Source organism: Paenibacillus lycopersici (assembly GCF_010119935.1).
GTDB classification, from domain to species: domain Bacteria; phylum Bacillota; class Bacilli; order Paenibacillales; family Paenibacillaceae; genus Paenibacillus_Z; species Paenibacillus_Z lycopersici.
Window position 1 is genome coordinate 6,653,455 of record NZ_CP048209.1, and the last position, 21,948, is coordinate 6,675,402.

A 21,948-nucleotide genomic window follows, 5' to 3' on the forward strand; every position below is an offset into this window, starting at 1 on the left:
ATCCTCCCTTCTATATCGAACGCTTGTTCCCATATCTTAACTATAGCCGGGCCTGTCCGACAGTTGACGGTCATCTTACCGACAAGCTGCCGGCAAGGTCCGTCGGCGCTCAATTCCTCCACATCCGCAGCATCCTTGCCACGAAGGCAATGCCTTCGTTCAGCTTGCGCTCGACCGTCCGGTCGCTCATGCAGCCGCCGAAGAATCGCACGGTTGCCGTATAGGAATGGCCTTTCACGAAACGATAGTCCACAATACGCCGGACTTCGTCGTCCGGAATGGCCGGGATCGCCCGCTCGATCAGCTTCACCTCGCGCTTGCACCGCTCGTACTGCTCCAGCTGCTCGGCGCCCAGCCGCTCCGCCTCTTCCTCGAATGCGGCGATGAATCGCTTCGTCTGCGCCAACTCCTTCAACAACTGTTTCACCCGGGCCTTCTCCGCTTGCGATACGCTTGCAAGAAGCGCCGTTCGTCCTTGGTCCGCCATTGTTAAAACCTCCCTGATCTCCTGATTTGATCCAATCACCAGTAGTTTGAGTTACTTGGACTTTCGGTTGCAAAAAACCCACCCGCCATTAGGACTGTCCTGCCTCGGCCACTTCCCCCAAGCGATTTAATGCCAAATCGGAAGAATGCAGGCTGGTATCCAGCGAAATCGGACGGGAGTTCAAGCATAAATCCAATAATATGGGATGTCAATCAATATTGCATGAAAAATTTGGATCCATTGATTGTTGTTTTTTGTAAAAGCAAGGGTTGCAAATGCTCCGTCATGTAGTACAATATACTTGAACTTATATGCGAACAGGTGGTCGGTATGCGTGTTGATGGAGCGGTTGAAACAGCGGCGTAAAGCGATGCATTATACGCAGGAACAATTAGCGGAGCTCGTGAACGCGAAGAAGACGACGATCTCGAATTACGAGACGGGCTACAGCAGCCCGAATAATGAGATGCTGCGCGATCTTGCGGATGTGCTGCATACGACGGTCGACTATTTGCTCGGAAGATCCGATAACCCGGTCTCGCTGGAGGCTGCCGGCGCCCAGGCGATTCCCGATTTTGCGACCCGCAAGGATGTGAAGGACTTCAAAACGTTTCTGAATCAGCAGGAGGTCATGTTCGACGGCGTGCCGCTCACGGCCGAGGAGAAGGCGCGCGTGCTTGGCTACATGGAGAGCATGTTCTGGGATGCCAAGCGGATGAACAAGCGGCCCAAACGGGATTCGGAAAGCTGATTTGGGGGAATGGAATGAACATCGAGCAACTCGTACGCAAACTCGTTCGCAAGCACGGAACGACCGATCCTTTCAAGCTGGCGGCTCAAATGAAGGTAACGGTGCAGATCCTCGACCTTCCCTGCAGCTGCCGGGGGTACTATCTTCGTACGCTGCGCCGCAGATTTATTGCGATCAACCAGAATTTGTCCGACGTATGGCAGCGAGTCGTTTGCGCGCATGAGCTTGGGCATGATCAGCTCCACCGGGGCATCAGCCGCTTCTTCCTGGACGAGAGCTCCTTCTTCGTCGCGGGGCGCTACGAGACGGAAGCGAATGAATTTGCCGTTCAACTCCTGCTCTATAACGAGCGGCCCGAGGAAGAAGAATCGATCGATACCTATTTCATGCGGCATAATATTCCGACCGAGCTGACTCGGTATTATTGAAGGTTCACAACCCAGGCAAGTTCCGAACACAACAAAACAGCCCTGCGCATGATGCGCAGGGCTGTTCGTACGAAAACGGTAAACCTTACAGTTTTACAACGTTTTCTGCTTGTGGTCCACGGTTGCCTTGAACAACGTTGAACTCAACGCGTTGGCCTTCGTCAAGCGTTTTGAAGCCTTCGCCTACGATTGCGGAGAAGTGTACGAATACGTCGTTGCCGCCTTCAACTTCGATGAAGCCGAAACCTTTCTCTGCGTTAAACCATTTAACTGTACCTTGTTGCATGTGGAATTACCTCCAAAATTAAATTAACATGTACTTTTTATTCGTGTTTGCGAAATAAAAAAATCACACATTGAAAAAGGTACCATTCACAAAATGACAACCCTTTTCAATATGTGAATTCAGGTGTTTTTATGACTAAGGCCATATTATCATATCCATTTTTGAAATGCAATCGGCTTACAAGCTTTTACAAATCTTTTTTAATTCCTCCATAATTCAAGGGGGTGAAAGCGCGGCGGCCGTCTGCATCAGTTATTATACACGGCCGCCGGGATGAATATACACCCGTTCGATAAAAAATCGTTACGACCCGATATACCGGTCGTACAGCGACTGCGCCCGCGACAGATCTTCCGTCCCCTGGACGAGCACGCGGCCGTCGGGGAATATAACGAGCCGCTCCCCTTCCGGAAGCCCCGCGCGCAGCAAATACGGATTCGCCGTCACCTCGCACGAGCGGCTCAGCTTCTCCTTCACAAGCGCCAAATCCAGTCCGCGCGGCCCGCTGATCTGCACCGTCTCCCGGCCGCACAGCGTAACGGGCAGCGCGGCGCCTTCCGCCTGCAGCGACGGATACTGCTTGAGCCCGCAGGTCGGGCAGGCGGCGCCCGGTGACGGCAGCTTCATCTCCATCGTGCTGTTCCGCCAGATGTCGAGCGTTAACAGCCCCCGGCGGCGGGCGGCATGGTCGCCGACGAGCAGCTTCAACGCTTCCGCCGCCTGCAGCGATGCGACGATGTCCACGATCGGCGAGATGACGCCCGTCGTGTCGCAGGTGTCTCCCGCGCCGTCGCCGGCGCCGATCAGGCAGCGCAGGCAGGACGTCTCGCCGGGGACGAACACCGCCGTCATGCCGTTCGAGCTGATGGATCCGCCATAGATGAACGGAATGCCGTGCTTGAAGCAGACATCGTTCACGAGCAGGCGAGTGCCGAAGTTGTCCGTGCCGTCCACCACCAGATCAACGCCTTCGAGCAGCTGCTCGGCGTTCGCGGCCGTGACATGCGACACGACCGGTTCGATGCGGACATCGCCGTTGATCAGCTTCAGCCTGCGCTCCGCCGCGATCACCTTGGGCCGCAGCTGCATCACGTCTTCCTCGTCGTACAGCATTTGCCGCTGCAGATTGCTCCGCTCGACGTAATCCCGGTCGATCAGGCGCAGCCGGCCCACGCCGGCCCTGGCGAGATGGTTGGCGATGACGGTGCCGAGCGCCCCCATGCCGACGACCGCTACATGCGCCGCCTCGATCTTGCGCTGCCCGCTCTCGCCGATCGGCGCAAACAGCATTTGCCTGGAATAGCGTTCGCGGCGCATGCGCTCCGCTTCTTCCGCATCTTCCGCTTCAGCCGCTCGTTCCGTTTGATCGGCTTGCACGATCTTATTTTCCGCGCTCGTTAGCCGCGCTTGGCGTGCCTCTTCTTCTCGTGCGTCGACTTGCGGCCGTTCTTCGGCGGACGTATCCATATCGTCTTGCAGCTCCTCTCATGCGCATGCCCCGCCTTTCGGGCAATCCGTAGAATCATTTACCCGTAAGTATACGGGGAACCGGAGCCGAAGTCGACCCTCGCGCGGGCCTTCTTGGGGATAACGGAGCCTACTCCCGAAGAACCCCTGCCAGGCGTCCCGGCTCCTCCGCTTGCCGCAGCCGAAACGGTCATTTTCACGCCAAGGATATCAGACTTTTGGAGGATATTGTCGATATATATCGAAATAGATACGTACAACGGTCTTTTCCAATCCCTTCCGGTAGGTAAAAGGAGAGTCTTGCTATGCAGGTTTGGTCAGAAGAAGGAAACGCCCGCTATTCGCCCTACCGCCGGATATGGCTTACATTGGCCGTCATCACGCTTATCGTCGGCGGGGGCTTATGGCAGGTTACCGCCTCCTATAGCCGTATTTTGCATAGAGAAGTCCGGCAAGACACCGCCGCCTCGCTGAACGCCCGCGCCTCGTCGCTCAAGCTGACGCTGGAACGCCGGCTCCTGCTGGCCGACGGTCTTAAGGCCTATGTCACGACCGTGCTGAAGAGCGGCCAAGCCTTGAGCAGCGCCGGCTTCTTCACGTTCGCATCAAGCTTCATCGGCAGCATGGACGGCATCCGAAATCTGTCCGTCTACCCGAACGGGATCGCCTCCTTCGTCTATCCGCTCGAATCGAACAAGCCGCTCCTCGGCTTAAACTTGTTCACGAGCAGCGATCCCGACATACGCGCCAACGCGGAGCGCACGAAGACCATTAACAGCCAGACGCTGCTCGGCCCGATCGAGCTGACGCAGGGCGGCCAGGGCCTCGTCTCCCGCCAATCCGTTTTCAAGGACGGGCGCTTCTGGGGCTTCGTCTCCGTCGTCCTCGATTTGCGTTCGATTCTGAACGAAGCCGGACTGCTTCAGAACGATGGCCGCATCGACTTCGCGATCAAGGCGGACGGCAAGCCGATCGTCGGCGACAAGGCGCTGTTCGGCCGCTCGCCGGTTCAGACATCCATCATGGTGGCCGACCAGCACTGGGAATTCGCCGCGCTGCCCGGGACGGCCAAGAATGCCGCAGCCGGCTCGCGCGTGGAGCTGACCGGGGCGGGCTGCCTGCTCGTGCTCGTTTTACTTGATGTCCTCGTCTATATGCTGCTGACGAAACGGCGGAAGCTGGAGGCGATGGTCAAGGAACGCACCGTCCATCTCATCGAGGCCCATCAGCAGCTGGAAGCGACCTATGAAGAGCTGGTCGCGGCGGAGGACGAGCTGCGGCTGCAAAACGCGCTGCTGGAGAACAGCGAACGTCAGTTGAAGCGGGTTGCGTACCGGGATGCGGTGACAGGCCTGTACAACCGGGTGTATTTCCAGGAGCGGCTGGAGGAGATGATTTCGCTTGCCGGCACCCGCGGCCGTTCGTTCGCCCTGCTGTTCCTCGACCTGGATCAGTTCAAGCTGATCAACGACACGTTCGGTCATGCGAGCGGCGACCACTTGCTGCGGGAAGTCGCCGTCCGGCTGTCCGAGCTGTTGAAGCGCGACGAGCTGTTCTCCCGCATCGGCGGAGATGAATTCACGATCATCCTTCCTTCGATCAAGGATGCCGCGCATGTGCGTGAAGCTGCCCGGCAGATCATTCAACTGTTCCAACAGCCGTTTCTTCTCCAGGAAACGGAGCATTACGTAACGGCCAGCATCGGCATCACGCTCTTCCCCGAGCACAGCGCGGACGCCGCCGAATTGATGAAGTACGCGGATGCCGCCATGTACCAGGCCAAGGCGGAGGGCAAGAACAATTACCGGATCTACGACGATACGCTGATGGCGGATTCGGAACATAAAATCTATCTCAAGAACAGCCTGCGCCGCGCGCTCGACAGCGATGAATTCCAGCTCCATTACCAGCCGCAAATCGAGATCGGAAGCGGCCGGATCGTCGGCATGGAAGCGCTGCTCCGCTGGACGCATCCGAAGCGCGGCGTCATTTCGCCGTCGGACTTCATCCCCATCGCCGAGGAGAGCGGCCTCATGGAACTGATCGGCGAACGGGTGCTGCGCGACGCCTGCCGGCAGAATAAAGCCTGGCAGGACGCGGGGCTTCCGCCCGTGCGCATCGCGGTCAACCTGTCCGCGCGTCAGTTCAGCCGGCACGATCTGCTGGCCGGGCAGGTCAAGGCCATACTCGCCGAGAACGGCCTTTCCCCCTCCTGCCTGGAGCTGGAGATTACGGAGAACACCGCCATGATGGAAGGCAACGCGGACACGCTGCAGGAGCTGCGCGACCTCGGGATTACGATTTCCATCGACGATTTCGGCACCCAGTATTCCTCCCTCAATTATCTGAAACGGCTGCCCGTCGACAAGATCAAAATCGACCGTTCGTTCGTGAACGGCATTCGCAAGGAACCGAAGGACGAGGCAATCATTCTCGCCATGCTGCTCATGGCCAGCCATATGAATCTATCGATCGTCGCCGAGGGCGTCGAAACGGCGGAGCAGCTTGATTTTCTGCGGGCGAACCGCTGCCATGCCGTACAGGGCTACCTGTACTACCGGCCGCTGCCGGCGGAGGCGATCGAGCGGATCCTGCGCGAACAGTGAGCGAAGGGGAGCCAGGCCTTCCCCTCGAGCTACCGATAATAGCGGCGCTGTCAAATTTTCTCATCATCCGCAACCTTATCCCAATGGGCAACGTTTGAAGGACATCCCGGCTTGATGACCAATCGCGGCATGAATCCAGGGAGACAACTTATCGGGAACGGATGGTGCCTCATATGTACAAGAAACGTTGGACGGCTCTGAAAACAATCGCCGCGTTCGGCATGACGGCGTCAATATGCATGGCCGCGCTGCCGGATCGCGGAGCTGTCGCGCACGCGGAGAAAGCCGTCGTAAGCAGCTCCACGCCGTTATTCGGAACGGTGGCCGCCCCGGCCGCGAAACCGTCGTGGAGCGTGCCGTTGGCCAAATTCGAGGTTAACGGCATGAGCGAGACGAGAGCGGTCGCCGAGGAAGGCCGGGTGTTCGCGCTGGCGGCAGGCGGCAAGCTTGCCGCTTACGACGGCGCAAGCGGGCGGAAGCTCTGGACTTACGGCGAGAGCCTCCAGCCTTTGCTGACCTATGATCAAGGCATCGTTTACGGCCTGACGAAGGACGGCTCGATTTTCGCGGTCGGCACGAACGGCGGCAAGAAATGGACGGCGGCCATCCATGCGGACAATGCGAACAACGCGATCGGCATCTCCCCTGTCGGCGACACGATCTATGTCACGCAGAATTTAACGCTCTACGCGCTGGACCGCGCATCCGGCAAGCTGCGCTGGAAGACCGCCGAAACCGAAGGCATGTACGAAGCCGGGCTGGGCGGCATAACGGAAGCGGACGGCGTCGTCCTGCGAACCTACCTGGTGCAGGGCGCGCTGTCGTCGCTGCAGATCAACGCCTATGACAAAGCGACCGGCAAGCAGCTGTGGAACCGATTCCACCAGTCCGCGCCGCTCGCCGTGAAGAACGGTTTGATCTACTCCGTCGTGGACAATTACATGACCGGCTCCGACGACCCCATCCGCAAAAGCTTGAGCATCGCCGTGCTCGGTTTGAGAACGGGCGCTCTCAAAGGCACGCGCGAATACAGCTGGACGGCGACGCCGGCAACGCCGGGTCTCTACTCGTTCGGCGGCGCGAACGGTTCCGCCTTCCTCGATGGCAGCGATCTCTACGTGTATCAGGATCAAGCCGTGGCCAAATACGACTTTGACGCCTACGTCCAGGGCGGCAAGCCGGTTCAGCGCTGGGCCGCGCCGGACAACAAGACGTTGCAGCCGATGTACAGCGTGCATGGCGGACGGCTGCTCTATCAGAATGTCAACACGGGCGGCATTTCGGTGCTCAAGCTCGCGAACGGCCAGATAAGCGGATTCCCGAACGGCGTTCAGCCGGTGCAGACCGACTTGTACGGCAACGGCCTCTTCGTCGCCCGCGCCGACGGCACGCTGGACGCGTACGATTTTGCGACGTTCAAGCCCGCATTCACCGTCAAGACCCCCTCGCGCGATTTCGGTCCGACGCTGAAATCCGGCAATATGGTCTATATCCGCTCCGGCGGCACCCTGTACGCCGTGAAGCTTCCGGCGAACTTGACGGCCAAGTAGGGCTGGCTCTACCGGGCCTCATTAAGCCATGTGATCCAAACAGCTACGGCCGTCTAAGCTGGGGAATGGGGATGCGGCCGCCAGAACTGCCCGAGGTCTGCCGTTCAAGTTTTACGAGCCATTCCGTGTCATCACACAAGGGTTTCTCTACATGCTGGCGCATCTCCCTGCGGAGATGCGTCTTTGTCGTTGCACCGCGGCTGCCTTGATTCGGCGAAACTATACCTTCGGAAGGCCGTATTTCGCCAAAACGCAGTCCGTTCGGAGGGAAGAAGCCGTTCGTTGACAGTCCGCCGGACGCGTAACTATAATGATTACAGCTTTGCACAGAACCCGGTGAAATCGGGCAATTCCCATGATTTCACGGGTATGGAAAGGAATTATCCTCATGTCTTCCCCAACTGAATTATCCGCGGCCATGCCCCGTTCCAGACGGCTCTGGACGGCAGGCGTGCTCGGCTCGCTGAGCGCCTTCGGCCCGCTCTCGCTCGATATGTATTTGCCGGCGCTGCCGAAGCTGGCGGACGACCTGCATACGAGCACGTCGCTCGCCCAGCTCAGTTTGACGGCCTGCATGATCGGTCTCGCGCTCGGCCAGCTGTTCGCCGGGCCGATCAGCGACGTTCGCGGCCGGCGCGGACCGCTGCTGATCGGCCTGCTGCTCTACACCGTCGCCTCGCTGCTCTGCGCCATGGTGCCGAGCATCGGAACGTTCATCGCGCTGCGCTTCATTCAAGGGCTTGCCGGCTCGGCGGGCATCGTCATCTCGCGTGCCATCGTCCGCGATTTATACAGCGGCACGGAGCTGACGAAGTTCTTCTCGCTGCTTATGCTGGTCAACGGCATCGCGCCGATAGCCGCGCCGATCGTCGGCGGTCAGCTGCTCCGCTTCACGGACTGGCACGGGGTATTCGTCGTGCTCGGGGCGATCGGACTCGTCATGTTCATCGCCGTGCTGCTCGGATTGCCCGAGACGCTGCCCGCGGCCCGCAGATCCAAAGGCGGCATCGCGAATACGCTGAAGACGTTCCGCGGCCTGCTGACGGACCGCGTATTCATGGGCTACGCGCTGGCGCAGGGCTTCGTCATGGCGGCCATGTTCGCCTACATCTCGGGCTCGCCGTTCGTGCTGCAGGACGTATACGGCGTGTCGCCGCAAACGTTCAGCCTCTGCTTCGCCGTTAACGGGCTCGGCATCATCTGCGCGAGCCAGATCTCGGGCCGCCTCGCCGGCCGCATCAAAGAAACGAAGCTGCTCGTAACCGGGCTTTGCCTGGCGGCGGCCGGCGGCGTGACGCTGCTCGCCATGCTGCTCGCCGATGCGCCGCTCGGCTTCGTGCTGCCGCCGCTGTTCTTCGTCGTCGCGAGCGTCGGGATCGTTACTACCATGGGCTTCTCGCTCGCCATGCGCAACCAAGGCCATGCGGCGGGAAGCGCTTCGGCGCTGCAGGGGCTCATGTCCTTCGTCTTCGGCTCCGTCGTGGCTCCGTTCGTCGGCATTGCCGGCAGCGATACGGCCGTGCCGATGGGCATCCTGATCGCGGCGCTTGACGTCGGCGCGATCGTCCTGTTCGCGACGCTGGTCGGCCGTGCGCGGAAGTCGCCCGCCGGCTCCGCGCAGTGATCAGGCACGCCGCTCCGCCAGCGGCACGCCCTCGACCTCCTTCGGGAGGTTTTTTCGCCCCTCTATTGCGAACGCATGTTCGATTATATATAATGGGTATACGGCTATAATGGATAAAGCTTCCTGGCCCCGCAAACCTATTACGATGAGCGAAGGAGAGATTATGAATGACGGTTCGTTTGATTCCCTACCTTGTCATGAACGGCAATGCGCAAGAAGCGATCGATTTCTACGTACAAGCGCTTGATGCCGTGCCCCTCTTCAAGCAGACGTTCGGCGATATGCCCGCCAATCCCGAGTTCCCGCTCCCGGACTTCGCCAAGAACCTGATCGGTCACGCGTCGATTCAGATCGGAGAGTCCGCGGTTATGTTCTCCGACGCGTTCCCCGGCCAAGAGCATACATCCGGCACGCAAGTCACGATTTGCGTCTCCATGAACGACGCGGCGCAGGCCGAGCGTTACTTCAACGCGCTGTCCGAAGGCGGCACGATCGGCCTGCCGATCCAGGAGACGCACTTCAGCCCGGCTTACGGAATCGTGACGGACAAGTTCGGCGTGCAGTTCCAGATTTTCACCGAGATCGGCTCGCAATAAGCCGCTGCGCCGCAGGAATGAAACAAGGCTCTGCCGCCATTCGCGCAGAGCCTTTCACTTACACTCCGAATACGCACGGAAACCTTCGCCTAAGCCCCGAATACGCGCTTGATCGCCTCCAGGTAAGCAAGGCCATGCTTCGTATCCGGCTCCAGGTAACTGCCTTCCGTCCATTCGTTCCATGCATTCACCGTGAACGCGCGGATCCCGTTGAGGTCCCGCTCCAGGAACGCCCTCATCCGCTCGAGCGACAACCGGAATTGCTCCGGCGCGTTCCCTGCAAGCATGCCCATGTAGGGGTAGCCGAGGTCGTCGTAACGGTCCGACTGCACGGTTCGCGGCGAGGAATCCCAGCCCATCGTCACGTTCGGCAAATACGGCAGCTCGTACTCGCGGGAGAACTTCTCCCAATCCTCCGCCGATTTCGAGGCGATATCGGCATACGGCGTCTCCGGGAATACCGGCAGCGCTTGATGGTGGATCCAGACGTACGAACTGATGCTGTCGACCCCAAGGGCGGCCAGCATCTCATTGCCGTTCGTTATTCTCTGCTCGCCCGGCAGGATCTGCACGCCCCAGACGACGGCGTTCACATGCAGCTCGCCTAGGCCCGCCGCACGGACGCGCTCGCGGAAGTCATCCAGCGCCGCGCGCGTCTCCTCGATGCCGCCGAGCCCTTTCACCAGGCTCATCAGCTCGTACACGGAGAAATACAGCTCGCCGTCGATCCGCCAATAATTCGGGCGGTTGAAATACGCGGCAATCATATGATCCGTCGCCTTCGCGAACGCCTCGCGGCTCACGGTGCCGGCGGCCAGCGTATTGAATGGCCCGTTGCGCGGTGCCGGATGAATGTCGATCCAATCATGGTTCGCCCACATGAGCGCGAATTTAAGCCGCTCATTGTTGGGAGCGCCGAGGAAGCCTTCGTCCAGCGCGCGCTCCAAGTACGGTCCGTCCTCGTACCAGTACCAGTCGAACAGGAACGCGTCCACGCCATGATCCGCCGCGGCGTCGATTTTCTGCGCCATCGCGGCAGGGTCCGCCTCGTCCGTATAGCCCCAGAGCGGCACCTTCGGCTGATCGTGGCCTTCGAAACGGGGCGTTGCCCGCTTCACTAGCTCCCATTCCGTCCAGCCTTCGCCGTGCCAGGCTTCATTGCGTGGATCCACGTGATAATTCGGAAAATAGTAAACCGCGACCTCATACGGCTTCGTCATTGGCCTCGCCCTCCAGCGCCTCGATAATAACTGCTGCCTTCATCCTAATGCAGCGGCGGCGGCGCTGTATTTGGAGCGCAGGCGCGATTATTTGCACAAACGGCGAAAGCTCGCCCGATATCCGCGGCTCCGGGCGCGGCGCAACGGCGCATGACGGCTCCCGGCGGGCGCCATCGCCCCGCCGGGCGGCCAGCCTCAGCATGCTCGTATGCTTCTCTCGCTGCGCCTTACGCATGCGCCTGCTCGGAGCTGCGCAGCGAATCCGCGTACGCCCGCGGCGGCAGCCCCTCCAGCTTCTTGAATAGACGACTGAAATAATGCAGATCCTCATAGCCGCACTGCTCGGCGACCTCGCCGACGGAGAGAATGCCTTGACGCAGCAGCATTTTCGCCCGTTCCATGCGAAGCCGGGTCAAGTAGCGCGACCAGGACAGGCCCGTCGACTGCTTGAACAGCGTCCGCGCGTATTTCAGCGTCATGCCGTAACGGCCGACTACCGGCTCCAGGTCGACCTCCGCACGCAAATCGGCGCCGTGCATCATCGCGATCATTTCCGTAATCATCGGCTTATGCGGGCTATCGCGGCGAATCCCTTCTACCGTATGCGTCTCCTCGAGCACATGTCCGATAATATCGAGCAGGCAGGCGCGCATCCGGGCCTCGAACCCGAACGGCTTGCGGCCGAACAAGGCGAGCAAGTCGGCGAAGCGCTCGCCGAACTTGGCCGAATCGGCCGTCGCGTAGAACGAAGGAAGCTCGATATCCGTCAGCTTCTGCACGGGGCGCTCCAGCAGCTCCTCCTGCACGGGCACTTCAGGCAAATTCGCATAATCCACCCGGACATAGATGTCGTCCGGAAAATCCAGCTCGCGCCCCATGTAGACCAGATCGAAATGGCAGGCGTAATAGGCGAACGAGCCGCCCTCGGGCACTCGGCACGCATTTACCGTGAGGGGAGGAATAACATGCAGATCGCCCGCTTTCAGCAGCATTTCCTCGTCCCCGAGCGTAAACAGCGCGCTTCCGCGCGTAAGATAAATAAACTCGTAGTCGTAGATCACGCGGCGCGGCACGCGATAATGCGCATCGCCCTCGTTGTAGTGGACATACCGTACATACGGGGCCAGCTGCTGCAGCCCGATCATGGTCGCCGTCACTCTGCCCCCGCCTCCTTCTAGGTGATGATCATCCGCCCCGCGAACAGCAGCAGCGCGGCGCACATAATGCGAATAAGCGCCGTGCTGCCGATGCGCCGCGAGACGCGGGCCCCCAGCCAGCCGCCAAGCAGCGAACCCGGCGCCAGCGCCAGCACGAGGAGCCAGTCCCATTCGCCGCGGATCAAATGCATGCCGCTGCCGAACAACGCCGATACGAAGATCACCGCCATCGACGTGGCGGAGGCGATATGCGGCGGAAACCGGAAAAGCAGCAGCATCGCGGGAATGAGCAGCACGCCGCCGCCGATGCCGAGCAGCCCGGAGATAAGCCCGACCGCCCCGCCGATCAGCAGCGCCGGCAGCGCGCTGAAGCCGTACTCCCGCTGTAAGCCCGCGGCAGCGTCGGCATACGTCCGCACATACCTCCATTGACCCTGATAGGGTTTGATCCGGCTGCGAAACAACAGCAGCACGACCATGAACAGCATGAAATAACCGAATGCTTTGCGGAAGTCATCCGGATCGAACAGCGCGGTCATGCTCGCCCCGACAAGCGACATCGGACCGCTCGACAGCGAGAAGAAGAGTGCGCTGCGCAAGTCTACTTTGCCTTCCTTCACGAACGTCAGCGCGGACGCCAGCGACGTGAACGCCAACGAGCCGAGCGATACGCCGACCGCCAGCGTCGTATCGATGTCCATGCCGAGCATGGAAGGGCCGAGCAGCAGCAGCGCCGGCACGATAATAACGCCGCCGCCAAGGCCGACTACGGCGCCGAATGTCGAAGCGACCAGCCCTAGCAGGAACATAATAAGCAGCGTGGGCATGTCCCACGTCATCATAGCCGGATACACAAAGCTGCACCTCGATCGCTTTGGAATGATTTTCAGGCGTATCGTCATCATGATATCGTTCTCATTATAACGAACCGCCAAGCTTTTTCCCATTCGTTCCCGGAAGCAGCATCAAGTCAGGCCTCTCCTCATGCAAGCCAAGCCACTGCGAACGCGCCGACGGCAAACCGCCGCAACCGAAATAAGGGCCCCCCGCGTCCTCCGGACAACGGAAAGCCCTCATCTTATATGCGGATCGGAATTATTCATGATTACGCTTCGTCTTCCGCTGCATCGTCGGCAGCGTCCTCGACTTCCTCCTCTTCATCGGATTGTTCGGCTTCCTCGACAGCATCGCCGGTTTCATCGGCGGCTGCTTCCTCCTCCGCTTCAGCGATTTCTTCAGCGGCTGCTTCTTCCCCCGCTTCGGCGACTTCCTCAGCGGCTGCTTCCTCCTCCGCTTCAGCGATTTCTTCAGCGGCTTCGAGTTCGTCCGAAGCGTCCTCGGCGTTCACCTCGACAACCTCTTCCTCATGGCTCATCGTACTCACCTCCTAGGCTTGGATGACTATAATTGTAGCGCTTTCATGCAGGGAAACAAGGGTGTAAAATGTCGCAATCCGCGAATGGACAACTTTATTTTTCGCATTCCCGATAGACGGCCGGAATCCGCCAATCATCGACAGGAAGAGCTCATTGACGCGCCCTCGGCGCGCATCTCTTCTTGGCGGCGCAACGCAAAAAAAAAGGGCAGCGAATATCCGCCGCCCTCCCCGTTCGATTCGCGATGCCGAGATTAGTCAATGTAGCCCGCGATGCCTTTGTCCATCAAGTAATCCATTTCCGCATCCAATATGCGCTCCACGGTGAGCTCGTCGGTCTTCAAGCCCGGACGGCCCAAGATGTAGTCGACCAGCTCGTCGCTGTCGATGTTGACCTCTCCGTTCTTGTCCTCCTGCGCGCTGTTGATGAACGTCTGCTCATGCTTCAGCACCTGCTCGATCAGTTTGGCGTCCGCTTTCGTCGCGCCGGCAATGTGCTCCACCAGCTCGATCATGTTGATTTGCTCGCTCACGCTTGCATCCACCCCTGTGCTTGTAGTTGATTTCGTCCCATTGTACCATAGCCGCGCCGCTGCGCTCAAAACGGTTACGGCATCAGCAATATCTTGCCCGTGCTCTGACGGCTCTCGATGAACCGGTGCGCGTCCGCGCCGACCGCAAGCGGATAGAGCCGGGGCGCCTCCAGCCGCAGCCTTCCCGCCAATATTTCATCGAACAAGGCTTGCGACCGCCGCAGCCGATCTTCCGCCGTCGTGACGTGATTCCACAGATCGCCGCCGGTGAGCGTCTTGCTCGTATCCATCAGCATCCGCGGATCGATCAATGGCGGATCGCCACCGGCCATCCCGTAGAATACGACCGTTCCCCGCGTACGCACCGCTTTGAAGCTGTCCGGCAGCGTAACGCCGACGGAATCATAGGCCACGTCCATGCCGTGAACGCCGCCCTCCCGGTCCGCCGACCAGCGCAGGCAGGCATCGACCCAGCCGCCGCCGTACATCAGCACCTCGTCCGCGCCGGCAGTCAAGGCGGACGAGCGCTTCGCCTGGCTCGACGTCAAGCCGAGCACCGCAGCTCCTTTGGCTTTGCACAGCTGAATGAGCAGCTGCCCGACGCCGCCGGCAGCGGCATGAACGAGCACCCGGTCGCCCGGACGAACGGCATAGCTGTCGTTCGTCAAGTAATGGGCGGTCAGTCCTTGCAGCAGAATTGCGGCCGCGGTCTCGAAGCTGATGCCGTCCGGCAGCGGCACGAGCTTGTCCGCGGGGGCGATCACAAGCTCCGCGTTCGCGTGCGGCACATCCGCGAAGCCGACGCGATCGCCGGCTTGCACCCCCTGCACGTCAGGCGCCGCCTCTTCTACGACTCCGGCTCCCTCGTAGCCGAGAATATAAGGCGGTTCGCCGGCCAGGTGATAATTGCCGCGGCGCCGATACACGTCGGCGTAATTGAGCCCGATGGCCCGCATGCGCACTTTGACGGTTCCGGGCGCAAGCACCGGATCGGCGACCTCCTCCACCGCCAGCACCTCCGGTCCGCCGAATCGGCGGAAAACCAATGCTTTCATTATATGCCACCTTCCCTTCGCATCTCTCGCTAGTCTGCCCGATTCAGGCCAAAGGAACGCCGACTCGGCCGGCTTGAATTTCGAAGCCGGCTTCGATGTCCGCATGGCCGACGAGTAGCCGTCCGAATAGTTAAGCGGCTTTTCTCCAAAACTACCAGCCAAGCGGCGCGCGAGACAGCTCCGCCCGCGCGCTGCGGGCCGGACAGGCTGAAGTTGAATGTCTTTCCGGACAACGCTACAATAATAAAGTACAAGTAGTATAGTTACTCGCTATTCTATAGCGTTCTCCGGCTTGGAAGCCGACGTAAAGCCCGCAGGCCTATTCATAGCTCTTGTCCTTCACCATTTCTTTCCAAGTAAGGAGACTTCATCATGGATGATAAGCAACCAATGATTCGCGGACGCGTGCTGATCGTCACCGCGGTCGAAGCGGAACGCGATGCCGTGCTGCGCGGGCTTGGCGGCGACGGACGGTTCCATGCCGTTGCTGCGGGCGCAGGCCCGGCGGCCGCCGCTGCGGGCACCGCGCTTGCACTGGCGGCGGGCGGGCGAGCGGCCGGCATCGGCATCGAAGCCGGCGCCGATGCCACAATCGCCGCAGGCACCGCTGTCGCCGCAGGCACCGCCGAGGACGCGGGCGGCCGCCCGGCCGAGGAAGGGCCACTGGGCAGCGCGGAGTTCTCCGGCTTGGAAGCCGCCGGGCTCGCTTCTTCCGCCGTGCCCGATGCCGGATCCGATGCGGGCTACGCGCTCGTCATCAGCGCCGGCATCGCCGGCGGCTTCCCGGGCCGCGCGGCCGTCGGCTCGCTCGTCGTGGCCGGCGAGATCATCGCCGCCGACCTCGGCGCCGAGTCGCAAGACGGCTTCCTCAGCGTGGACGAGCTCGGCTTCGGCTCGTCCCGCATCGGGGTCGACGCCCGCCTCGCGGGCGCCTTGGCCGCAGGCATCGCCGCGGCCGGACTGCCGGTAAGCACGGGACCTGTGCTCACCGTTACAACCGCGACGGGCACGGCCGCCACCGCCGCGGAGCATGAACGGCGCGTGCCGGGCGCAGCGGCCGAAGCCATGGAAGGCTTCGGCGTGGCGACGGCCGCGAAGCAATTCGGCCTGCCCGCGCTGGAACTGCGGGCGATCTCCAACGCCGTCGGCCCGCGCGACCGGGCCGCTTGGCGGATCGGCGAGGCGCTGCAGGCGCTGGAACGCGCAAGTCAGATTTTGAAAGAGGTGCTCTGATCCGATGAAAATCGCATTTTCCCCTTGTCCGAACGATACGTTCGTCTTCCACGCGCTCGTCCACGGCCTCGTGCCCGGCGCGCCGGAATTCGAAGTGACCTATGCCGATATCGACATCACGAACAATTGGGCCGCTGCCGGCGAAGGGCCGGAAGTGCTCAAGATTTCGTACGCCGCCCTGCCATGGGTGCTTGACGACTACGCCCTGCTGCCAAGCGGCGGCGCGCTAGGGCGCGGCTGCGGCCCGCTCGTGCTGACCAAGGACCGCATCGCCGGCCCCGCCGAGCTTGCGGGCAAACGCGTTGCCGTGCCAAGCGAGCGGTCGACTGCCTACCTGCTCTTCCGCCTCTGGGCGGCGCAAAACATTCCGGGCGGCAATCTCGACATCGTCGTCATGCCGTTCCATGAAATCATGCCCGCTGTGCGGGACGGCGCGATCGACGCCGGACTCGTCATTCACGAAGCCCGCTTCACGTACCAGAACTACGGGCTGAGCCTGCAAACCGACCTCGGCAGCTGGTGGGAGTCCGATACCGGCCTGCCGATACCGCTCGGCGCCATTATCGCCCGCCGCTCCCTGGACGCCGCTTCGCTGACGAACTGGATCCGCGCATCCGTCGAATACGCCTGGGCCCATCCGGAAAAGTCCCATGCCTACGTGATGGAGCACGCGCAGGAAATGTCCCCCGACGTCGCGAAGCAGCACATCGCGCTCTATGTCAACGAATTCAGCGCCAATCTCGGCGCCAGCGGCTACGCGGCGATCGAATCGCTGCTCGGCCGCGCGATGAAGGAAGGGCTCGTCCCGCAGTTCGATCTCGCCAAGCTGCGCGCGTAAGCCTCAGCCGGGCGCGTCTGAATACCAGCCCAAAAAGCCGTCGTACCATCGACGGCTTTTTGGGCTGCTCGCTGCCGGGCAGGTCTCTATTGCCCTACGCCCGTAGAATCGAAATCGCCGAGCAGCCCGGCGATGGCCGGGAGCCAGCCTTTGTACGCCTCCAGGGAGAAGGCCGGGAAGCCAAGCAGATAATGGTTCGCCCCTTGGACGCCGGCGATCTCGTCGGTCCAGCGCATCAGCAGCAGCCGCTTGTCCGCATGCGAGATCCGGATATGCCCCAGCGTGCGATTGCCGTTCGCTTCGACCCGGTACGCCCCTTCGACCGTTAACCTTCTCAATCCAATCCCTCCGTTCGGAAGCGTTGCGCGTCATGCAGCATGCAGCCGGCCGATCGCATCCCGCGCTCGTATTCCGTCATCGTCTCGGTTATAATGTATCCGCTTTCACAATAACTCGGTCAAACCGCCCAACGCGCTGAGCCGTGCGGGCATGAAGCGAGCGGAAGCTTCTTCCGCCTTCAAGGGACGGAAAGAGCTCCAGCAATCATTTCGGCACTCACGCGCAGCTCCCCGCGCGCGATGCGACGGCGCGCGATGGCTGTCAACCTCATTTTTCAACCTTGCCCCGCCGTTCTCCCCGATCCCATCGCGCCCGCCTTTCTAGCCTTCCTGCTGCCCAACGCCCAGCTCGCGCTCGAACAACGTCTGGTTCGCCCGATGGAATTTTCGCATATTGCGCGGGTATCGGCAGCCCTCGATCAGTTCGTCGACCGCCTGCTGGTCGGCTGCCCGGACGGCCGTCCGCATCGCCGCGATGTATGCCAAGCTTGCGATTTGGCGCCGCATGATTTCCGCGCGGTCGGTCGTAGACGCGCCATGACCGGGAATGAGCCGCATCACGTTATGTCGCGACAGCATCGTATCGAGCTTGACGAGCGAAGTCTCGTAGAGCGTGCTGCTGTGATAGATGTATGGGAATTCCACATCCGACCAGTAATCGCCTGCCAGCAGCAGACCGAGAGGCTCAACGACCGTGAAGAGGCCGTCGTCATTATGGCCAGGCGATAAGTAGAAGGTCAGCCGCAGCGATTCCGATGCCCCGAGCGCCAGCTGCTGTCCGTCATGGGCGACCGCATGCGTAACGCTCGGATAACGCATCGTGTAGTTCCGCTCCAGATAATAATCATCGTCGAACGCGCGAATTTGCTCCACGACGGCCGCCCGCGCTTCTTCGCTTTTGCCCGCCAACGCGGCTGACGCGATGATTTCCGCATCCGGAAAAGCGCCGTATCCGAGAATATGGTCAAAGTCCGAGTGCGTGAAAAGCACATATTTGTGCTTGCCGCCAGCGGCCGCTTCATTCGCGTACCGCCGGATTTCCTCCACCTCGCCGGGCAGCCAGCACGGGTCGACGACCAGCACGGCGTCTTCCGTCTGGATGACGGTAGAGGTTGTTTTGTAGAGGGCGCTTTCGAAAATCGTCAACGCGCCTTCTTGCAGTATGATCATCGTTGCTCATGCCTCCAAGTTTCGAATGCTCCTAATTCTTGTTCGCCGTGGAAGCGGCGCTGTCCTTCCCGTACAAACCCGGTTGCCCCGCCCGACTGCGCCGACATACCGCCGACATACATAGAACGGACCGTCTGCGCCAAACTACATGTATCTTCCATCAGATAAAGGAGCCTGCTTCATGACTTATGACTGCATCATTGTCGGCGGCGGCCTTGCCGGCCTGCAAGCGGCGATTCAGCTCGGGCGGTATGCCGCGCACAGCGTGCTCGTCATCGATTCCGAGGACGGCCGTTCCGGCTTATGCCGCAGCTACCGCAACCTGCTCGGCTATCCGGACGGCGTGTCCGGCGAGACGCTCCGGCAGGCGGGGCGCCAACAGCTCCAAACGTACGGCATCGCCATAAAGCGCGACACCGTCGCGGAGGCCGGGCCGCTCGCGCAGGGCGGCTTTCGCCTGCAAGGCGCCGGCGGCGAGAATTACGCGGCGCGCACGGTGCTGCTGTCCACGGGCGTCATGGACCGCCTTCCGGATTGGCCCGGGCTGCGCGCCTGCCTAGGTATCAGCGTCTACGTATGCCCGGACTGCGACGGCTATGAAATCAAAGGCCGCCGGACGCTCGTTCTCGGCGCGGGCGACGTCGGCGCGCGCATGGCGCTGACGCTGCGGGCCTGGACGGACCGGCTGTACTATGTGCGCCAGGAGACAGCGACGCATCCCCTCAGCCCGGAGCTTGCGGAGCAGCTGGATACCGCCGGCATTCCGCATCTGGCCGCGCCGGTGCAGTCCCTCGTCGTCGAGGACGGCTGCATGCTGACGGGCGTCGTCCTTACCGACGGCACGACAATGTCGGCCGAGCGGGCATTCGTCGCCTTCGGCGGCAACGAGGTCCGCTCGCGGCTGGCCGAGCAGCTTGGCGCGCGCCTGCACGAGAATCGGCATGTGTGGACCGATCCGCGCACCCGAATGACGAGCGTGCAGGGTATGTGGGCTGCCGGCGATATCGCCTACCATTCCGAGCAGGCCGCCATTGCCATGGGCGACGGCGCGCAGGCGGCGATCTGGATTCACAAGGCGCTGCGGGAGATGCAGGCGGCGCAGCGGTAATGCCGCTGCGGAGCGGGCGATCTCGCCTTAGCCGCGGCCATGCCGCGCATTCGACAGCGTCGTGCCCGCCGCAGTAACCTCGACATCGCAGTACAGGCCGCTTGCTGCTCGTATGTGTATGAGGAGATCGTTCGTCTTGGTGCTGCCGCGCCGTACAGGGATGACGCTCTTCGCCTCGCTGACGACGTACAACCCGATGCCCGTATTTCGGCCGCTTCTATATCCGGTTGCCTTCATCACTTCTTCGCTTCATGTACCTTCAACAGCTTGCCTTTGATCGTCGTCGTCTTCATGGCGCGCAGGACGAGCGGGCCTTTGCCGTTCAGAATATCCACGAACGTCGCGTTGTCCTGCATGGCGATGATTCCGATGTCCGCCGCCGTCATGCCCTCCAGCTTGGCGATCGTGCCGACGAAATCGACGGCGCGCAGTTTCTTTTTCTTGCCCCCGTTGAAATACAGCTTCATGATGTTCTCGCTGAGCAGCTCCCGCTTGTCCGGCCGCGGCGCCTCGTTCATCCCCAGCTTCCGCTCGAAGGCGCCGCGCGCGGCTTCGACGGCTGCGGCTGACGGCGCTTCGCATCGGGGCAGCCCGAAGCCGAGGTACCGTTCGATCTCCGCAAGCCGCCGTTCCTCCTGCGGCGCCGCGAACGTGATCGCTTCGCCGGTCAGACCCGCGCGAGCCGTGCGCCCGATGCGGTGCACGAACTTCTCGCTGTCCATCGGCAGGTCGAAATTGACGACATGCGTGACATGCTCGATATCGATGCCTCGCGCCGCCAGGTCCGTCGCCACGAGATACCGGAACTCCCTTCGCCGAAAAGCGTGCATCGCCTCGAACCGGTCGTCCTGCTCCATGCCGCCGTGGATTTTATCGCACGGATACCCGCTGCGGCGCAGCTCGCGGCAAACCTCGTCGACGGCCTCCTTCGTCGAGCAGAAGACGATGCAGCTGTCCGGATTCTCCGTCACCGTCACCGCCTTGAGCAGCGCCGGCTTATCCGCATCCGCCACGCTGTAGAGCTTGTGCGCGATCCGCTCGACCGCCACGCCTTGCGACGCGATCTCGATATGGAGCGGCCGGCGCAAATGCGTCCGGCACAGCCGGTCCACGTCCTCCGGCAGCGTCGCGGAGAACAGCAGCGTCACCCGCTCCTTCGGCAGCGCCTCGATGATCGCCTCCACCTGCTCGATGAACCCGCGGTTCAGCATCTCGTCGGCCTCGTCGATGACGAGAAAACGAATCCGCTCCGCGTTCAGCGTGCCGCGCCGGATATGATCCAGCACGCGGCCCGGCGTGCCCGCGACGACATGGACCTTCTGCTTCAGCTCGGTTTTCTGCGCGGCGAACGGCTGCTGTCCGTAGATGGCGACCGCCTTGATTCGCTTGAACCGGCCGATGTTGATGAAGTCCTCCTTCACCTGCCCGGCCAGCTCCCGCGTCGGCGTCAGGACGAGCGCCTGCGGGCGGTTCTCCGCCCAATCGATCAGTTCGCAGACCGGAATGCCGAACGCCGCCGTCTTCCCGCTCCCCGTCTGGGCGCGGACGGCGCAATCCCGATGCGCCAGCACCTGCGGAATCACTTCCCGCTGCACCGGGGTCGGCTGCTCGTAGCCAAGGCTGCCGACGGCGCGCACAATGTCCTCGCCAAGCCCGAAATCTCCAAAATCATTGCCTTGCCCTTGTTCCTCCAACGCCATATGCCGCCAATCTCCTTCGCGCTCATTCCATCTATGCACCCAGTATACCCCATCCGATCGCCGGACGCTCGGCCTGCGCACTCGAGCGGGGCTATGTATACCCCGCCCGCTATGCCCCAAGCTCCTGCTTAAAAAGCAACTTTATCGCTCTTTCTGTTTCCACGGCCCCGAATTCCTGCCCAAAAAGCAACTTTCCCGCCCTTTCTGCCCTCCACGGTTCCGAATTCCTGCCCAAAAAGCAACTTTCCCGCCCTTTCTGCCCTCCACGGCTCCGAATTCCTGCCCAAAAAGCAACTTTCCTACCCTTTCTGCCCTCCACGGCTCCGAATTCCTGCCCAAAAAGCAACTTTCCTACCCTTTCTGCCCTCCACGGCTCCGAATTTCTGCCCAAAAAGCAACTTTCCCGCCCTTTCTGCCCTCCACGGC

At 61.3% G+C, this 21,948-nt stretch carries 22 protein-coding genes; 9 read left to right on the forward strand and 13 right to left on the reverse strand.

Annotation, left to right across the window (positions count from 1 at the left end):
* Nucleotides 1-109: 109 nt before the first annotated feature.
* The gene (locus GXP70_RS29095; protein ID WP_162360161.1) at nucleotides 110-487 is read right to left on the reverse strand and encodes a hypothetical protein; all 378 of its coding nucleotides are present in this window, start codon (nucleotides 485-487) and stop codon (nucleotides 110-112) included.
* A 340-nt stretch (nucleotides 488-827) separates the two neighbouring features.
* Between GXP70_RS29095 and GXP70_RS29100 the strand changes: the two genes are divergently transcribed.
* Nucleotides 828-1,238, forward strand: coding sequence for a helix-turn-helix domain-containing protein (locus tag GXP70_RS29100; protein WP_225442918.1), 411 nt, complete (start codon nucleotides 828-830; stop codon nucleotides 1,236-1,238).
* 14 nt (nucleotides 1,239-1,252) lie between these two features.
* The gene (locus tag GXP70_RS29105; protein ID WP_162360163.1) at nucleotides 1,253-1,666 is read left to right on the forward strand and encodes an ImmA/IrrE family metallo-endopeptidase; all 414 of its coding nucleotides are present in this window, start codon (nucleotides 1,253-1,255) and stop codon (nucleotides 1,664-1,666) included.
* 85 nt (nucleotides 1,667-1,751) lie between these two features.
* On the opposite strand, the gene GXP70_RS29110 is transcribed toward GXP70_RS29105, so the two are convergent.
* Both GXP70_RS29110 and GXP70_RS29115 read right to left on the reverse strand, forming a co-directional pair.
* On the reverse strand, nucleotides 1,752-1,952 hold the full coding sequence (locus tag GXP70_RS29110) for a cold-shock protein (RefSeq protein ID WP_090575021.1): 201 nt from the start codon (nucleotides 1,950-1,952) through the stop codon (nucleotides 1,752-1,754).
* A gap of 303 nt (nucleotides 1,953-2,255) precedes the next feature.
* Entirely contained in the window at nucleotides 2,256-3,269 is a 1,014-nt protein-coding gene (locus GXP70_RS29115; protein ID WP_162360743.1) for a ThiF family adenylyltransferase, read from the reverse strand.
* 455 nt (nucleotides 3,270-3,724) lie between these two features.
* Here GXP70_RS29115 and GXP70_RS29120 point away from each other — a divergent pair, with 455 nt between their 5' ends.
* The 4 genes from GXP70_RS29120 to GXP70_RS29135 all read left to right on the forward strand — a co-directional run bounded on the left by GXP70_RS29120 (nucleotide 3,725) and on the right by GXP70_RS29135 (nucleotide 9,795).
* Entirely contained in the window at nucleotides 3,725-6,025 is a 2,301-nt protein-coding gene (locus tag GXP70_RS29120) for a bifunctional diguanylate cyclase/phosphodiesterase (RefSeq protein WP_162360164.1), read from the forward strand.
* A gap of 173 nt (nucleotides 6,026-6,198) precedes the next feature.
* Nucleotides 6,199-7,575 carry an outer membrane protein assembly factor BamB family protein gene (locus GXP70_RS29125; RefSeq protein WP_162360165.1) on the forward strand — a complete coding sequence of 459 codons (1,377 nt, stop codon included), beginning with the start codon at nucleotides 6,199-6,201 and terminating at the stop codon, nucleotides 7,573-7,575.
* Nucleotides 7,576-7,963: 388 nt separating this feature from the next.
* Complete coding sequence (locus tag GXP70_RS29130; RefSeq protein ID WP_162360166.1) at nucleotides 7,964-9,199, forward strand: multidrug effflux MFS transporter; 1,236 nt, start codon at nucleotides 7,964-7,966, stop codon at nucleotides 9,197-9,199.
* Nucleotides 9,200-9,366: 167 nt separating this feature from the next.
* The gene (locus GXP70_RS29135) at nucleotides 9,367-9,795 is read left to right on the forward strand and encodes a VOC family protein (protein ID WP_162360167.1); all 429 of its coding nucleotides are present in this window, start codon (nucleotides 9,367-9,369) and stop codon (nucleotides 9,793-9,795) included.
* An 89-nt stretch (nucleotides 9,796-9,884) separates the two neighbouring features.
* Here the strand turns inward: GXP70_RS29135 and GXP70_RS29140 are convergent, their stop codons facing one another.
* From GXP70_RS29140 to GXP70_RS29165, 6 genes are all read right to left on the reverse strand, one after another.
* Nucleotides 9,885-11,015: a glycosyltransferase WbsX family protein gene (locus GXP70_RS29140; RefSeq protein ID WP_162360168.1), complete on the reverse strand. Its 1,131-nt coding sequence runs from the start codon at nucleotides 11,013-11,015 to the stop codon at nucleotides 9,885-9,887.
* Nucleotides 11,016-11,242: 227 nt separating this feature from the next.
* A complete protein-coding gene (locus GXP70_RS29145) occupies nucleotides 11,243-12,172 on the reverse strand; it encodes an AraC family transcriptional regulator (RefSeq protein ID WP_162360169.1) in 930 nt (309 codons plus the stop codon).
* 17 nt (nucleotides 12,173-12,189) lie between these two features.
* Nucleotides 12,190-13,026 (reverse strand): sulfite exporter TauE/SafE family protein, encoded by an 837-nt coding sequence (locus GXP70_RS29150; RefSeq protein WP_162360170.1) that lies wholly within the window; start codon nucleotides 13,024-13,026, stop codon nucleotides 12,190-12,192.
* Between the two features lie 251 nt (nucleotides 13,027-13,277).
* Entirely contained in the window at nucleotides 13,278-13,520 is a 243-nt protein-coding gene (locus tag GXP70_RS29155; RefSeq protein WP_162360171.1) for a hypothetical protein, read from the reverse strand.
* Between the two features lie 281 nt (nucleotides 13,521-13,801).
* Nucleotides 13,802-14,080: a hypothetical protein gene (locus GXP70_RS29160; protein ID WP_162360172.1), complete on the reverse strand. Its 279-nt coding sequence runs from the start codon at nucleotides 14,078-14,080 to the stop codon at nucleotides 13,802-13,804.
* Nucleotides 14,081-14,154: 74 nt separating this feature from the next.
* Nucleotides 14,155-15,135 (reverse strand): quinone oxidoreductase family protein, encoded by a 981-nt coding sequence (locus tag GXP70_RS29165; protein WP_162360173.1) that lies wholly within the window; start codon nucleotides 15,133-15,135, stop codon nucleotides 14,155-14,157.
* 372 nt (nucleotides 15,136-15,507) lie between these two features.
* On the opposite strand from GXP70_RS29165, the gene GXP70_RS29170 reads away from it, so the two are divergent.
* Nucleotides 15,508-16,368, forward strand: coding sequence for a futalosine hydrolase (locus GXP70_RS29170; protein WP_225442603.1), 861 nt, complete (start codon nucleotides 15,508-15,510; stop codon nucleotides 16,366-16,368).
* Nucleotides 16,369-16,372: 4 nt separating this feature from the next.
* Complete coding sequence (locus GXP70_RS29175) at nucleotides 16,373-17,206, forward strand: 1,4-dihydroxy-6-naphtoate synthase (RefSeq protein WP_162360174.1); 834 nt, start codon at nucleotides 16,373-16,375, stop codon at nucleotides 17,204-17,206.
* 86 nt (nucleotides 17,207-17,292) lie between these two features.
* Here GXP70_RS29175 and GXP70_RS29180 read toward each other — a convergent pair whose 3' ends face one another.
* Nucleotides 17,293-17,544: a hypothetical protein gene (locus tag GXP70_RS29180; RefSeq protein WP_162360175.1), complete on the reverse strand. Its 252-nt coding sequence runs from the start codon at nucleotides 17,542-17,544 to the stop codon at nucleotides 17,293-17,295.
* 321 nt (nucleotides 17,545-17,865) lie between these two features.
* Complete coding sequence (locus GXP70_RS29185; protein WP_162360176.1) at nucleotides 17,866-18,714, reverse strand: MBL fold metallo-hydrolase; 849 nt, start codon at nucleotides 18,712-18,714, stop codon at nucleotides 17,866-17,868.
* A gap of 181 nt (nucleotides 18,715-18,895) precedes the next feature.
* Between GXP70_RS29185 and GXP70_RS29190 the strand changes: the two genes are divergently transcribed.
* Nucleotides 18,896-19,822 carry an NAD(P)/FAD-dependent oxidoreductase gene (locus tag GXP70_RS29190; protein WP_162360177.1) on the forward strand — a complete coding sequence of 309 codons (927 nt, stop codon included), beginning with the start codon at nucleotides 18,896-18,898 and terminating at the stop codon, nucleotides 19,820-19,822.
* Nucleotides 19,823-19,849: 27 nt separating this feature from the next.
* Here the strand turns inward: GXP70_RS29190 and GXP70_RS29195 are convergent, their stop codons facing one another.
* Together GXP70_RS29195 and GXP70_RS29200 are read right to left on the reverse strand one after the other, a co-directional pair.
* On the reverse strand, nucleotides 19,850-20,059 hold the full coding sequence (locus GXP70_RS29195) for a hypothetical protein (protein WP_162360178.1): 210 nt from the start codon (nucleotides 20,057-20,059) through the stop codon (nucleotides 19,850-19,852).
* Nucleotides 20,059-21,522: a DEAD/DEAH box helicase gene (locus tag GXP70_RS29200; protein WP_162360179.1), complete on the reverse strand. Its 1,464-nt coding sequence runs from the start codon at nucleotides 21,520-21,522 to the stop codon at nucleotides 20,059-20,061. The genes GXP70_RS29195 and GXP70_RS29200 overlap by 1 nt, the downstream gene beginning before the upstream one ends.
* Between the last annotated feature and the right edge of the window lie 426 nt (nucleotides 21,523-21,948).